The organism is Bacteroides fragilis NCTC 9343 (assembly GCF_000025985.1).
Classification (GTDB): domain Bacteria; phylum Bacteroidota; class Bacteroidia; order Bacteroidales; family Bacteroidaceae; genus Bacteroides; species Bacteroides fragilis.
Window position 1 is genome coordinate 3,091,484 of record NC_003228.3, and the last position, 15,513, is coordinate 3,106,996.

Genomic DNA, 15,513 nt, shown 5'->3' on the forward strand with positions numbered 1-15,513 from the left:
AAGTTCCGGTTTTCAGGATTGTTAAGCAAAAGTGAATGTACCGGAAGATTCACCACAGATTAACCGACGACACAGATTCATAATTCAATCCGATTTATATCTTCTCCGTGCATTGTGTCTGCCAATCTGTGGTGAAGCCCTAAAGTCCTTACTTATACTCTTCCCACGACTTGATCGCTATATCGTCAATGTCCATCGTGCAGAACGCATTGATAAACGCGCTCGCCAGGCGGGCATTAGTGATCAGCGGGATGTTGAGGTCGATGGCGGCACGACGGATCTTGTAACCATTGTCCAGTTCACCGGCAGTCAGATTCTTGGGAATATTGACCACCATGTCGATCTCTTTCTTATGCAACATCTCGAGTGCCTGGGGATGTCCCTCTTCACTGGGCCAATAAACACGGGTGTTCTCCACACCATTCTCGGTAAGGAACTTGCTGGAACCTCCTGTCGCGAAAATATCATATCCCTTCTTCTGCAACATACGGGCCGCCTCGAGCATATCCACTTTCTGCTTCGGTGTTCCGGTAGAAAGCAGAATCTTCTTCTTCGGGATGCGATAACCCACGGAAAGCATAGCCTTGAGCACGGCACAGGAAGTATCGCTGCCAATGCAACCCACTTCACCGGTCGAAGCCATATCCACTCCCAATACAGGGTCGGCTTTCTGGAGGCGGTTGAAAGAGAACTGGCTCGCCTTGATCCCGACATAATCGAGTTCGAACAGATTCTTCTCCGGCTTCTCAACAGGCAGGCCGAGCATGACTTTCGTGGCAAGTTCGATAAAATTGATCTTCAATACCTTGCTGACGAAGGGGAACGAACGGCTGGCACGAAGATTACACTCGATCACCTTTATATCATTGTCTTTAGCCAGATACTGAATGTTGAACGGGCCGGAGATATTGAGCGCCTTGGCTATCTCACGACTGATGCGTTTAATGCGACGAACCGTCTCTACATACAACTTCTGCGGCGGAAACTGGATAGTGGCGTCACCGGAATGTACTCCCGCAAACTCAATGTGTTCGGAGATTGCATAAGCGATGATTTCACCGTTCTGTGCCACAGCATCCATCTCCACCTCCTTGGCATGTTCGATGAACTGGCTGACCACTACCGGATGCTTCTTCGATACGTTGGCCGCCAGTTGCAGAAAGCGTTCCAGCTCTTCTTGGTTGGAGCATACGTTCATTGCCGCACCGCTGAGCACATATGACGGACGGACAAGCACAGGGAAACCTACCTTATCGACAAACGAGTTAATGTCCTCGAGTGAAGTAAGGGCACGCCACTCCGGTTGATCCACTCCGATACGGTCGAGCATGGCGGAGAATTTGTCGCGGTCCTCGGCATTGTCGATGCTCTGGGCGGATGTTCCGAGAATGTGGATGTTCTGGGCATCGAGACGCAGGGCGAGATTGTTAGGTATCTGTCCGCCGGTGGAAACAATGACTCCGTGCGGATTCTCCAGTTCAAGGACATCCATCACGCGTTCGAATGTCAGTTCGTCAAAGTAAAGCCGGTCACACATATCATAGTCGGTCGATACGGTTTCGGGATTATAGTTGATCATCACCGAACGCCATCCTTCCTTACGGATCGTATTAAGCGCCTGCACCCCGCACCAGTCGAACTCCACGGAAGAACCGATCCGGTAGGCACCCGAACCGAGAACGACGATAGAACGATGGTCACCCAGGTAAGTGACGTCGTTGGCTGTGCCGCTATAGGTCAGGTAAAGATAATTGGTCTGTGCCGGATATTCGGCAGCCAGCGTATCGATTTGCTTCACCACGGGAACAATGCCCAGGCTCTTACGGTAATTGCGGACATAAAGGCTACCGTCTTCCATATCGCCTTCGTAGCCGATGGCACGTGCAATCTGGAAATCGGAGAATCCCTGACGCTTGGCTTGCTTGAGCAGGTCGGCAGGCAAGTCGGCTATCTGCTTGTGATTGTTCCCCCACTGATGGAGTTCCTCAGAAGTATTCATGATATTCATCAATTTCTGGAGGAACCACTTGTCGATCTTTGTCAGTTCGTGCACCTGATCGATGGTATATCCGGCACGGAAAGCCTTCGAGATGACAAAGATACGTTTATCGGTCGGTTCGTGCAGTGCTTTGTCGATGTCGGGGATAACGAGTTCCTTGTTTTCCACAAAACCATGCATCCCCTGTCCGATCATTCGCAAACCCTTCTGAATCGCTTCCTCAAAAGTGCGGCCAATGGCCATTACCTCACCGACGGACTTCATCGAAGAGCCGAGTTCCTTGTCCACACCGTGGAACTTACCGAGGTCCCAACGCGGAATTTTGCAGACTACATAATCAAGTGCCGGCTCAAAGAAGGCACTGGTGGTTTTCGTCACAGAGTTCTTCAGGTCGAACAACCCGTAGCCAAGTCCGAGTTTTGCAGCCACAAAGGCAAGTGGATAACCGGTAGCCTTGGAAGCCAGGGCAGACGAACGGCTCAGGCGGGCATTCACCTCGATCACGCGATAGTCTTCACTTTCGGGGTCGAAAGCATATTGCACGTTACATTCTCCCACAATGCCGATGTGGCGGATGATGCGGATGGCGAGCTCGCGCAGTTTATGATACTCCTTATTGGTCAGGGTTTGTGAAGGAGCTATCACGATAGACTCACCGGTATGGATGCCCAGCGGGTCGAAATTCTCCATATTGCAGACCGTGATACAGTTGTCAAAACGGTCACGCACCACCTCGTACTCCACCTCCTTCCAGCCACGGAGGCTCTTCTCAACCAATACCTGCGGAGAGAAAGAGAAAGCTTTTTCCACGAGTAGGTCCAGTTCTTCTTCATTGTCACAAAAACCCGAACCCAATCCGCCCAGTGCGTAAGCTGCACGGACAATGACCGGATAGCCCAATTCCCGGGCAGCACGACGGGCGTCTTCTGCATTCTCCACCGCCTCGCTCTTGATGGTCTTCACATCGATCTCGTTCAGCTTGTCGACGAAAAGTTCACGGTCCTCGGTGTCGATAATGGCCTGTACGGGAGTTCCCAGAACTTTCACATTATATTTCTCCAGAATCCCTTCGCGGTAAAGGGCGACTCCGCAGTTCAATGCCGTCTGTCCGCCAAAGGCGAGCATAATGCTTTCGGGACGTTCCTTCCGGATCACCTTCTCCACAAAGTAGGGTGTCACGGGAAGGAAGTATATCTGGTCGGCCACGCCTTCCGATGTCTGCACGGTAGCGATGTTGGGGTTGATCAGGATGGTTTCAATGCCCTCCTCTTTCAAGGCTTTGAGTGCTTGGGAACCGGAATAATCAAATTCACCGGCCTCACCGATCTTCAAGGCACCGGAACCAAGCAGCAGTACTTTCTTTATATTGTTTTCTTTCATTATTATAATGTTTTTGAGTTTGGTTTACCACAGAGTAACACAGAGTTCCACAGAGATTATTTTCTCTTAACATCTTATAAACAAGAAATTAAAACTCTGTGAGACTCCGTGTTACTCTGTGGTAAAACAGATTCGTTTCTATCTCTTTATGCAGAATATACTTTAGAGCAACTTCACGAACTCGTCGAAGAGGAACTCCGTATCCGTGGGTCCGCTGGCTGCTTCCGGATGGAACTGTGCAGAGAACCAGGGATTCGTCTTATGGCGTATTCCTTCGTTAGAGCCATCATTCATATTGATAAACAGCGGTTCCCAGTCGGTGCCAAGTGTATTATTGTCTACCGCATAACCATGATTCTGCGAAGTGATGAAACAACGTTCCGTGCCAACCATGCGTACCGGCTGGTTGTGGCTGCGATGCCCGTATTTCAGCTTGTATATTTTAGCCCCTCCGGCTTTGCTCAGCAACTGGTTACCCATGCAGATACCGAAAATAGGTAACTTGGGATTCTGCATCGCTTTACGGATGTTCTGCACGGCAGCATCACACGTATCCGGATCACCCGGTCCGTTGGAGATGAAGAGTCCGTCGAACTTCAGATGATTGAAATCATAATTCCAGGGTACACGGATCACTGCCACATCCCGGCGAAGCAGGCAACGGATAATGTTCGTCTTCACACCGCAATCCACAAGCACCACTTTCTTCTTGTCCGCCCCCTCGTTATAACGGATCACCTCTTTGCATGAAACCTTGTCTACGTAGTTCACTCCACTGTATACAGCTTCCGGAGCACTCTCCGGTTCATCGTCAAATACGATCCGTCCCATCATCACCCCATGTTCACGCAACACTTTGGTCAACTCACGGGTATCGATCCCCGTGATGCCCGGCACCTGCTCACGCTTCAGCCAGTCAGCCAGACTCTCAACGGCATTCCAATGACTGTATTCCTGTGAGTAATCGCTTACGATAATAGCTTCGGCATGGATGCGTTCGCTCTCCATAAACGTAGCCAGTCCGCCAGGCTCTATGCTAAAAGGAGGTACACCATAGTTGCCCACCAGCGGATACGTCAGTGTCATCAACTGCCCCGCATACGAAGGGTCGGTCAGACTCTCCGGATAACCGGTCATGGCGGTATTGAACACTACTTCACCTGCCACGGGCTTTTCGTAACCGAACGACTTACCGTGGAAACGGCTCCCGTCGTCAAGGATCAAAGTCACATTCTTCATTCTTATCTTTTCTTTATTTAAGTTCACCTTTCTTTTAAAATTGGTACACCTGCTCGATGTAGTTAATAAATGCTTCGTTCAGCAGCTTCACCCCGCCCGGTGTAGGATAGTTGCCACTGAAGTACCAGTCTCCCGTATGATTGGGACACGCCTCGTGCAGCCCCTCGAGCGGCTGATAGACAATCTGCACTTTCGCTTTCGTTCCTTTCGGCGTCAGCAGTTCCACCATCTTCTCCGAAATCTCCTCATCGGTGAAAGGAGCATAAATATCCTTCACATAGTTTACCATCTGCTCTTTCGGCAGTCCCACCTGATCTTTCGACTTCCGGTAAGCCGATGCGATCACATCTTTCATATCCCGGTCCTTCAGCAATTCAATTGCAGCTTTAAAGGCGATGAATTCGGACATCTTCGCCATATCAATACCGTAATAGTCGGGATAGCGAACTTGCGGAGAAGAAGAGACGATGACTATCTTCTTCGGTCCCAGACGGTCGAGGATACCGATAATACTCTGTTTCAGAGTAGTACCGCGAACAATGCTGTCGTCGATAATCACCAGATTGTCGATACCGGAACGGAGACTGCCGTATGTGATGTCATATACGTGTGCTGCCAAGTCATTCCGGCTATTACCCTCGGCAATGAAAGTGCGCAGTTTGATATCTTTGATAGCCACTTTCTCCGAACGGATACGGCGGGACAGAATCACTTCCAGTTCATCGTGATCCGGATGATGTCCCAGGCTCGCAATCTGCCGCACCTTCTCTTCATTCAAATAATTGTCCAGCCCCTGAAGCATACCGTAAAATGCCACCTCTGCCGTATTCGGGATGAACGAGAAGACGGTATGGTCGAGGTCATTATCAATCGCTTTCAGGATGTTCGGAACCAGTTTCTCACCCAATTGTTTTCTCTCCTTGTAAATATCCGCGTCACTGCCTCGCGAGAAGTAGATCCGCTCGAACGAACAGGCTTTCTTCTCCCGTGCCTTATTGATCTGTGCCGTACGCAACTTTCCCTCTTTACTGATCAGGAGGGCCTGTCCCGGCAGTAATTCCCTGATTTCTCCTATCGGAACATTGAGTGCCGTCTGAATCACCGGACGTTCGGAAGCAAGCACCGCAATCTCGTCATCCTGATACCAGAACGCCGGACGAATCCCCCACGGGTCACGCAATGCAAAGCTCTCTCCGCTACCGGTCAGTCCGCACATCACATACCCCCCGTCCCATTCTTTACTCGACGTGCGCAACACGTTGGCAAGGTCGATGTGGTCCTCAATGTAATGCGTCACGCCCATGCCGGTCAGGCCTTCAGCCTCAGCCAGGTTAAAGAGACGTTCCACTTCACGGTCGAGCCTGTGCCCCACTTGTTCCAACATAATATACGTATCGGCATACTTACGGGGATGCTGGCCGATGGCTGTGATACGGGCAAAAATTTCATCCACATTAGTCATGTTGAAGTTGCCGCAAAGAGCAAGATTCTTCGCCCGCCAGTTATTTCTTCTGAGAAACGGATGAACATAAGATATCCCGGATTTTCCGGTAGTCGAGTAACGCAGATGCCCCATATAAGCTTCTCCGGCAAAAGGCAGCGTCCGTTTGGCAAACGCGGCATCGTGCAACTGTTCTTTGCTCAGATCCTTGAAGTTGCTTTGTACTGTCTCAAATATCTCGGTGATGGCACCGGAACCCAATGCCCGCTCACGGAACATATACTCCTCACCCGGATTTGCTTCCAGTTTCACACACGCCAGACCGGCACCTTCCTGACCACGGTTATGCTGCTTTTCCATCAGCAGATAGAGCTTATTCAGCCCGTACATCCACGTTCCGTACTTCTTTTCATAGTACTCCAGCGGTTTAAGCAAACGTATCATGGCAACGCCACATTCATGTTTCAGTTGTTCCATCTATTCTCTATTTAGCAGTTTACACGAATCAAAAATTAAAGGGCTTATCGTTTTTCCCAAGAGTTCAAACATATCTGCTCCAACTCTTGATTCGTATTATTTATACATGGGTTATCGAACTCACTCCATAGTCACACTCTCTTCCCTTATCCCGGTCGCTTCATCTTTCCCGCCTTGCAACAGTGTGTCAGAAAAAGCCTCTCTAATTATCAACGAATCAGAGCACTTTAATGTTTCCGGCCTCACAGCACGAGAAGCCGTTATCTTACAAAACTGATGCATCGGACGGAAAGAAGAAAAGGAATAAACGGGTACCTCTGTATAAGTACTGTTACGGAAGATGTAACTTTGGGATGGAAATTCTTGGAGGATAACGGTGGGAGTCTCGATAATGCCGTCAGAAGCAAACACGAACGTTTCGCCTTGCGGCCGATATACATTTAACAGCTGGTTGTCGTTGATGATCGCTACCCCGGCGCTGTCGTATCCGCGATACTTCAGTCGCTTCAGCCCCTTGATAAGGATGGGGTAGGCTTCTCTCTTACCAATGTAGCCTACGATTCCACACATATTATCCTTTTTTGTTTTCGCGTGCAAAGATACACAATCTATATGACATAAAGATAAGCTTTCCTATAAATATTTGACATAAACGTACAAAAAAGTTGTTTTAATACCAAAACGTTAATTAATCTATTATTTCAATCTCAAAAAGAAAGAGATTATAATCGTTTAACGATAGAATGGAAGCAACTTACAGATCGAAACAAAAAGTAGTTAATTCGCTTACAATCCGAAACATTCTAGTTTAGATAAGATAATTAGTGTCAAGCAAACCAATCGAATATTCATCATAATGAAATTAAATCTCTATATTTACCGGACATTTTGATAGGACAACCGAGCGTTATCATATAATAAAGCTAAACAGAATGAAGAAACGAGAACTTTTTAACAGCAAAGTCAAAGCAAAGGGGCAGGCAATAGAACCGCGAGATGGTTCCCGTCCCATCGTGTATGTCATGGCAGCTACATGTATGCCTGCGGTGAAGATAGAGGAATATTTCAGATGAACGGTGAAGTTATTATCATAAAAACATAAATCCTTTAAAACAATTACAATTATGTGTGGAATAGCAGGAATCTTCAATATAAAGATTCAGAGCAGGGAACTCAGGAACAAGGCTCTCCGAATGGCACGCAAAATACGTCACCGCGGGCCCGACTGGAGTGGAATGTATTGTGGCGGAAGTGCCATCCTGGCACACGAACGCCTTTCCATAGTCGATCCGCAAAGCGGAGGACAGCCTCTTTATTCATCCGACCGGAAGCAAGTACTGGCGGTTAACGGCGAAATCTATAACCACCGTGACATCCGCGCCCAATATGCCGGCCGCTACGAGTTCCGGACCGGGAGTGACTGTGAGGTGATCCTCGCCCTTTACCGCGACAAAGGTATTCATTTCCTTGAAGAGCTGAACGGCATCTTCGCCTTTGCCCTTTATGATGAAGAAAAAGACGAATACCTGATTGCCCGGGACCCCATCGGTGTAATACCTTTATATATAGGAAAGGACGCCGAAGGACATGTCTACTTCGGCAGCGAACTCAAAGCGCTCGAAGGGTTCTGCGACGAGTACGAACCCTTCTTACCCGGACACTACTATCACAGCAAGGAGGGGACGATGAAACGCTGGTACACCCGTGACTGGATGGAATATAAAGAGGAGAACGACAAGCAGGCGGACAGCCGGTCTCCCACCCGGCAGATTCAGGACGCCCTTGAGAATGCCGTACACCGTCAACTGATGTCCGACGTACCTTACGGAGTGCTTCTTTCGGGCGGGCTGGACAGTTCTGTTATCTCTGCCATTGCCAAAAAGTATGCCGCCAAACGCATTGAAACCGATGGCGCAAGCGATGCATGGTGGCCGCAGCTACACTCCTTTGCCATCGGACTGAAAGGTGCACCGGACCTGATCAAAGCACGTGAAGTAGCCGAATACATCGGTACGGTTCATCATGAAATAAACTACACCCTTCAGGAAGGGCTCGATGCCATCCGGGATGTTATCTATTTCATTGAGACATACGACGTAACTACCGTCCGTGCTTCTACACCGATGTATCTGTTGGCACGTGTCATCAAGTCGATGGGCATCAAGATGGTATTGAGCGGTGAAGGTGCCGACGAGATCTTCGGCGGCTACCTTTATTTCCACAAAGCACCCGATGCCCGTGCCTTTCACGAAGAGACTGTACGCAAACTGTCTAAACTACATCTATACGATTGCCTTCGCGCCAATAAGAGCCTCGCAGCATGGGGTGTGGAAGGACGTGTCCCTTTCCTCGACAAAGAGTTTCTGGATGTGGCCATGCAACTCGATCCCGAAATAAAAATGGCTCCGGGAAAAGTCATCGAAAAGAAAGTCCTGCGCGAAGCCTTTGCGGATATGCTCCCTTCCGGCATCGCCTGGCGCCAAAAAGAACAGTTCAGTGACGGTGTGGGATATAGTTGGATAGATACGCTGAAAGAGATTACCGCAACGGCTGTCAGTGACGAACAGATGGCACATGCCGCAGAACGTTTTCCCATCCACACCCCTATGAATAAAGAAGAGTATTACTACCGCAGCATCTTCGAAGAGCACTTCCCCAGTGAAAGCGCCGCCCGCAGCGTACCCAGTATCCCCAGTGTAGCCTGTTCGACAGCCGAGGCACTGGCATGGGACACCGCGTTCAAGAACCTGAACGATCCCAGCGGACGTGCCGTAAAAGGAGTACACGAAGAAGCATATTAAAAAAGGGTGTAGCTCCAACAGGCAAAGGGTGTAGCCATCGGACGTCCTGGGTGTAGCCCCGACAGACGGATGGCTACACCCTGTCCACGGAAGCGTTTCTCCTATTCATACTCCCGTTTTCGGTACACAGGAATGTATTGTAAAGAGATTTAAAAGAATTTTATAGCTTTGTTTAACGCAGATTAGCATCCTTATCCGGCTAAATTGCGTTACTTTTTATATCTTTGAAGGCGAACCAAAAACTGAAATATATGAAAATTAAAAAACTTCTGTTTGCCTCTGCCCTGCTTTTTTCAGCATACAATGCCTCTGCGCAAACTCAGGTCATTGCCCATCGCGGATTCTGGAAAACCGAAGGTTCTGCGCAAAACAGTATCGCCGCCTTGCTAAAAGCCGACTCCATCGGATGCTACGGTTCGGAGTTTGATGTATGGCTGGCAGCCGATGACCAGTTAGTGGTCAACCATGACCCCACATTTAAAGGGAAAAGGATGGAAAACTCACCTTCCACCGCACTGACAGCCATCAAACTCGATAATGGGGAAAGCCTGCCTACCCTTGCCAAATACTTGAAAGCGGCACAACCGCTACACACCCGGTTAATTCTTGAACTGAAAGCACACAGCACCCCACTCCGCGAAACGAAAGCCATCGAAAAAATCGTTGCCCTGGTCAAAGACATGGGACTGGAGGAACGGATGGAGTATATCACCTTCTCCCTGCATGCCACCAAAGAATTTATCCGCTTGGCTCCAGAAGGCACTCCCGTCTACTATCTTGACGGTAACCTGTCACCCAAGGAGCTGAAAGAACTGGGGTGTGCCGGTCCGGACTATCATTACACCGTATTCCGCAAACATCCCGAATGGATTCAGGAATGCCATGATTTGGGCATGAAAGTGAATGCCTGGACCGTGAACAAGACGGATGACATGAAATGGCTGATCGATCGTAAAGTAGATTTCATCACCACCAACGAACCGGTACAGCTGAAAAATCTACTGAAAAAATAAATCTCGGTATCCAATCATTTTTTTACATTCTCCCTTGAGTGAGTATCCACCCGCTCAAGGGATTTTTTTTCGGGTCCCCGAAAAAGTATGTTTGGGGACATGCCTATAATAATTCAAAACCAAGTCTTCCAATATTTCAAATTAATTATCTACATTTACGGTCATGCAAAAAGACATGGCATTTACAAACAGAACGTACACAACATAAAAAACATCTAAAATGAAAAAAATCCTATTCTTATTAACGATCCTTGTTTCAGTTCCCGCTTTTTCACAAAGCGCCGATGAACGTATAGGAACTTTTTTAAATCAAGCGGATTGGTTCGGACTTGAAAAAAACTATCCGATACTAAAAGACTCCATGCAGGCGGATTTCCTAAAGCTAATGTCCGAGGCACTGATCGGCTATTACTTCAATCGTCCGGATGAAGCCCTGCAAAGCATCCACAAACTACTGGTCAACCACCAAGCCGAGATTGGCGGTCAAAATGCACTTAACATGGCTATCCTCGCATGTCAGATTGATGGTCTCAAAGGGAATTATGCCACAGCCGCACAAAACTCGCGAAGCATTATGGAACAACTCAAACAGCAAAGTGCAGAACAAGGAATGTACAAAAGCCTCGAAGGTATCTGTTATTTCTATGATCAGTTGAAGAACATTCCGGCTCCGGGCATCACATGTCCGCAAGAGGATATCATCATTCCTGTCGATATCGAGAAAGTGAAGTTACCGACAAGCATCGAGCCCAAAGGATGGCGCGGTACGACAATTCTAATACCTGTGACCATAAACGGAAAAACCTATCAATTTATTTTCGATACAGGAGCCGGAACAAGCTACATGTCGCAACGCATGGCTAAAGAAACAGGTGTACGCATTTTAAGTGACTCTTTGGTAATAAATTCCAATTTACCCGGAGCCATGACGGGAAATTTCGGAACTTTGGAGAATATGCAAATCGGGAGCATTACTTTCCATAACTCCCTCATCACCATAGCACCCCCCAATGAGTTTGACAGTATTATGATAGTTGACGCGGTTCTCGGTATGGATTTTATCGGCTTATTCGATGAAGTCCGCATTTATCCCAAAGATAAAAAAATCGTTTTTCCCAAGAGCTCCACACCTCTCCCATCTTACGGACGTAACTTGATGAAAGTTGACCGTGCACTGAAGCTGAAAGCCCAGGCAAACGGCGAAACACTTATGCTGCATTTCGATACGGGAAACAGCACAGCCGGATTGTTTTATCAGTATTACGAAAAGCATAAGGCCGAATTCGAGAGTATCGGCAAAAAAGAAAAAATAACCGGTGGCGGATTCAATCATGTCGTTACAAAAGATATATTACGTTTGCCTTCATTCGATATGGAGATTGGAGATGCAACCGCCCACTTAAAAAACCTCGCAGTGGATATTACCCCCAACGGCATCCCGGCCGAAGATGACGGAAACATCGGCATGGATATGATCAATCAATTTGATTGCGTAACGATCAATCTAAAAGACATGTTCTTAAAACTCGAATAGTGTCTCAATCAGGACTACTGTAAACAGGGGGGCTTCGGACAATGCCGTCAGAAAAGACGAAACAGAGTACCGAAGCCCTCATTATTTCTTCTTTTTCTTTTCGGAATCCCAACAATGAAAATGCAAAATTCATCCTCCACGCCTAACATTCATAAAAATATTTCTATATATTTGTACTTAATTACACTTACATAAATTAAAAATAAAGATGAAAAAGTTATTTGCATTATTATTCATTTCTATGATTTCGGGAATGATAATGGCCCAGATCCCGGAGGTTTCGGGCACTATTGTGTTTAAAAAGGACGGACAGCCCGTCGTTGGGGCATTGGTGAGCGTATTAGGAACAGATATCAGCACCATCACAGACGTCGACGGACGTTTTACTTTAAAAGAAATCCCCGAAAAGGCACAGAGAATACGGGTAAAATACATCGGTATGCAACCCAAAGACGTAAAAATAAGACCCATAATGAATGTTACCCTCGACTTAGAGAAAAAACTGGCATTCTTTATACAAGCCGGGGTTGGAGTCAGCGGATACAATCTTGAAAACAATAACGAAGACATCTATGGAGGCAACAATCATTTATACATCCAGGGCGGTGTCGGATTGAACTATAATTTCTCAACCTATTTTTCATTGCAGCCTTCTGTCAATGTGGTGGCCAAAGGTTGTAAGAACATGGGCAGAAGAGGCTCCGATGGCCAAGGAGAAATCACTGTCGACCCTGTATATCTGGAAATCCCTGTCCTGATAGCCGCCCGCTTCATCATATCGGATTTCGGCCGACTGATTTTCAATGCAGGCCCGTATGCCGCCATCGGAATAGCCGGCAAAGGAAAATACACCGACGAATGGGAGGGGACAAGCATGAAATTCGATCTGTTTAGCGGTGACGAAGCCGTTCTCAAACGGTTCGATGCAGGAGTGCAGGCAGGGTTTGCTTACGAAATCAAACACATCGGTTTCTCGTACACTTTCGGATACGGACTCCTAAAACCATTTAAAGAATGGAATAAAGAATGGGGAGCGACTCCACACAACATCAGCCACAACTTCGGACTTAAATATATATTCTGATACAGTCCGGATAACGTCATAGAAAAAGGAAGCACTTGAGAAAGGGTGTTTCATAACTCACCACAGATTACACAAAACGATTTTAATCTACTGATAACCAATACTATTTATCTGTATAAATCCGTGTAATCTGTGGTGAATACGACTTTTCGACACATCTCCTCTTTTATAAAAAGATCCAATTGACCTGAATCAATCCATCCCTCCCATTACAAAATTCCCCCAAAGGACACAGAACAAAATCGCTTTATTACAGTTTATTAAAATACGAAGTATTCTTATTTCGATCCGGAAGCAAAAACGAGCAAAAGTATTGCAGAATGGAAGACAGGGTAAAATAAATAGATATAAGACATGCTTTTTATAAAAACAAAAGTCAAAAAGACATATCTTTGTGCAGTAACAATACAAAAGGATACATAAATCAATCAATATTGATAAAAATGGCAAGAGCGATTCAATTCACCAAGATGCATGGAACAGGGAATGATTACATCTATGTAAATACTCTCAGATTTCCAATCGCCCGTCCCGAAAAGGCAGCCATCGAATGGAGTGCTTATCATACGGGAATCGGGAGTGACGGACTTGTGTTGATCGGACACTCGGATAAAGCGGATTTCAGTATGCGCATATTCAATGCCGACGGTTCGGAGGCCATGATGTGTGGCAATGCAAGCCGATGCATCGGCAAATATCTCTATGAATACGGACTGACCTCCAAAAACGTTATCACACTGGACACCCTCTCGGGCATCAAAATATTGGAACTACACCTTGAAGGACGGACCGTAGAAACTGTAACGGTCGACATGGGGGTACCATTGGAAACCGGTACGATTGACTTCGATGGCGAATTTCCGTTCCTTTCTACCCAAGTGTCAATGGGCAACCCGCATCTCGTCACTTTTGTGGACGACATCCGGATCGTCAATCTTTCGGAGATGGGACCGAAGCTGGAAAAACATCCTCTGTTCCCCGACCGTACAAATGTAGAGTTTGCCCAGATAACGGGAGAGAATACAATCCGGATGCGGGTTTGGGAAAGAGGATCGGGCATCACACAAGCCTGCGGGACAGGTGCCTGCGCTACAGCCGTAGCCGCACACCTCACGGGACGGACGGGGCGAACCGTTAACGTAGTAATGGACGGAGGCACACTGACCATAGAATGGGACGAAGCAACAGGCCATATATCTATGACCGGACCGGCCGTAAAAGTTTTCGATGGAACCATAGAACTGAGAGAATAGTTACCCATAAAATCAGGTATCAACCCAACTGAAAAGCTAAAACAAGAACAATATGGCATTAGTAAACGAACATTTTTTGAAATTACCGGGAAGCTATCTGTTCTCGGACATAGCAAAGAAAGTCAATACTTTTAAAATAACGCACCCGAAGCGGGACATCATCCGGCTGGGGATCGGTGACGTGACCCGTCCCCTGCCCAAAGCCTGTATCGAAGCCATGCACAAGGCAGTCGAAGAGATGACATCGGCCGAAACTTTCCGCGGATACGGCCCCGAACAAGGATATGACTTCCTGATCGAAGCCATCATCAAAAACGATTATGCTCCGCGCGGCATACATCTTTCACCTACAGAGGTATTTGTCAACGACGGTGCCAAAAGCGATACGGGCAATATCGGAGATATCCTCCGGCACGATAACAGCGTAGGTGTCACAGACCCCATTTATCCGGTCTACATTGACAGTAACGTCATGTGCGGACGTGCCGGAGTATTGGACACCGAAAGCGGAAAGTGGAGCAACGTCACTTATATGCCCTGCACTGCCGAAAATCATTTTATTCCGGCCATTCCGGAGAAGCGTATCGACATTGTATACCTCTGCTACCCCAACAACCCGACCGGTACGACGCTGACAAAGGCGGAACTGAAGAAATGGGTGGATTACGCATTGGCCAACGACACCCTGATTTTGTTTGATGCAGCCTATGAAGCTTACATCCGGGAACCGGACATCCCCCACTCCATCTACGAAATAAAAGGGGCCAAGAAATGTGCCATCGAATTTCGCAGTTTCTCAAAAACAGCAGGCTTCACAGGAGTGCGTTGCGGATATACCGTCGTACCGAAAGAGCTGACAGCAGCCACGCTCGAAGGAGAACGCATCCCCCTGAACCGGTTGTGGAACCGCCGGCAATGCACCAAATTCAACGGTACATCGTACATTACGCAACGTGCGGCAGAAGCGATCTACACTCCTGAGGGAAAAGAACAGATTCAGGAAACAATCAATTACTACATGACCAACGCCCGGATCATGAAAGAGGGCCTGGAATCTACCGGCCTGAAAGTGTACGGAGGGGTGAACGCACCCTATTTATGGGTAAAAACTCCAAAGGGAACAAGCTCGTGGCGCTTCTTTGACCAGATGCTATACGAAGCCAACGTAGTAGGAACTCCGGGAGTCGGATTCGGCCCCAGTGGAGAGGGATACATCCGCCTGACAGCATTTGGCGAGCGGGATGATTGTATCGAAGCGATGCGACGCATCAAGAACCGACTGTAATGACAGA

At 47.6% G+C, this 15,513-nt stretch carries 11 protein-coding genes; 7 read left to right on the forward strand and 4 right to left on the reverse strand.

What is annotated here, in order from left to right:
* Positions 1 to 148: 148 nt before the first annotated feature.
* The 4 genes from carB to BF9343_RS24265 form a co-directional block, all read right to left on the reverse strand.
* Positions 149 to 3,379, reverse strand: a complete 3,231-nt coding sequence (carB, locus tag BF9343_RS12695; protein WP_010993092.1) for a carbamoyl-phosphate synthase (glutamine-hydrolyzing) large subunit — start codon at positions 3,377 to 3,379, stop codon at positions 149 to 151.
* Positions 3,380 to 3,541: 162 nt separating this feature from the next.
* The gene (carA, locus tag BF9343_RS12700; protein WP_010993093.1) at positions 3,542 to 4,618 is read right to left on the reverse strand and encodes a glutamine-hydrolyzing carbamoyl-phosphate synthase small subunit; all 1,077 of its coding nucleotides are present in this window, start codon (positions 4,616 to 4,618) and stop codon (positions 3,542 to 3,544) included.
* Positions 4,619 to 4,652: 34 nt separating this feature from the next.
* Positions 4,653 to 6,536, reverse strand: coding sequence for an amidophosphoribosyltransferase (locus tag BF9343_RS12705; protein ID WP_005793382.1), 1,884 nt, complete (start codon positions 6,534 to 6,536; stop codon positions 4,653 to 4,655).
* A 120-nt stretch (positions 6,537 to 6,656) separates the two neighbouring features.
* The gene (locus BF9343_RS24265) at positions 6,657 to 7,106 is read right to left on the reverse strand and encodes a glucosamine--fructose-6-phosphate aminotransferase (protein ID WP_005815449.1); all 450 of its coding nucleotides are present in this window, start codon (positions 7,104 to 7,106) and stop codon (positions 6,657 to 6,659) included.
* A gap of 362 nt (positions 7,107 to 7,468) precedes the next feature.
* Between BF9343_RS24265 and BF9343_RS23745 the strand changes: the two genes are divergently transcribed.
* The 7 genes from BF9343_RS23745 (at position 7,469) to BF9343_RS12740 (ending at position 15,506) form a co-directional block, all read left to right on the forward strand.
* The gene (locus BF9343_RS23745) at positions 7,469 to 7,609 is read left to right on the forward strand and encodes a hypothetical protein (RefSeq protein ID WP_005788247.1); all 141 of its coding nucleotides are present in this window, start codon (positions 7,469 to 7,471) and stop codon (positions 7,607 to 7,609) included.
* Positions 7,610 to 7,660: 51 nt separating this feature from the next.
* The gene (asnB, locus tag BF9343_RS12715; protein WP_005815447.1) at positions 7,661 to 9,337 is read left to right on the forward strand and encodes an asparagine synthase B; all 1,677 of its coding nucleotides are present in this window, start codon (positions 7,661 to 7,663) and stop codon (positions 9,335 to 9,337) included.
* Positions 9,338 to 9,588: 251 nt separating this feature from the next.
* Entirely contained in the window at positions 9,589 to 10,350 is a 762-nt protein-coding gene (locus BF9343_RS12720; protein WP_005788251.1) for a glycerophosphodiester phosphodiesterase family protein, read from the forward strand.
* Positions 10,351 to 10,570: 220 nt separating this feature from the next.
* Positions 10,571 to 11,884 (forward strand): retroviral-like aspartic protease family protein, encoded by a 1,314-nt coding sequence (locus tag BF9343_RS12725; RefSeq protein WP_010993094.1) that lies wholly within the window; start codon positions 10,571 to 10,573, stop codon positions 11,882 to 11,884.
* A 208-nt stretch (positions 11,885 to 12,092) separates the two neighbouring features.
* The gene (locus tag BF9343_RS12730) at positions 12,093 to 12,968 is read left to right on the forward strand and encodes an outer membrane beta-barrel protein (protein WP_005788255.1); all 876 of its coding nucleotides are present in this window, start codon (positions 12,093 to 12,095) and stop codon (positions 12,966 to 12,968) included.
* A gap of 443 nt (positions 12,969 to 13,411) precedes the next feature.
* Positions 13,412 to 14,221, forward strand: a complete 810-nt coding sequence (dapF, locus tag BF9343_RS12735; protein WP_005815442.1) for a diaminopimelate epimerase — start codon at positions 13,412 to 13,414, stop codon at positions 14,219 to 14,221.
* A gap of 52 nt (positions 14,222 to 14,273) precedes the next feature.
* On the forward strand, positions 14,274 to 15,506 hold the full coding sequence (locus BF9343_RS12740) for an LL-diaminopimelate aminotransferase (protein ID WP_005793370.1): 1,233 nt from the start codon (positions 14,274 to 14,276) through the stop codon (positions 15,504 to 15,506).
* The last annotated feature ends 7 nt before the right edge of the window (positions 15,507 to 15,513 follow it).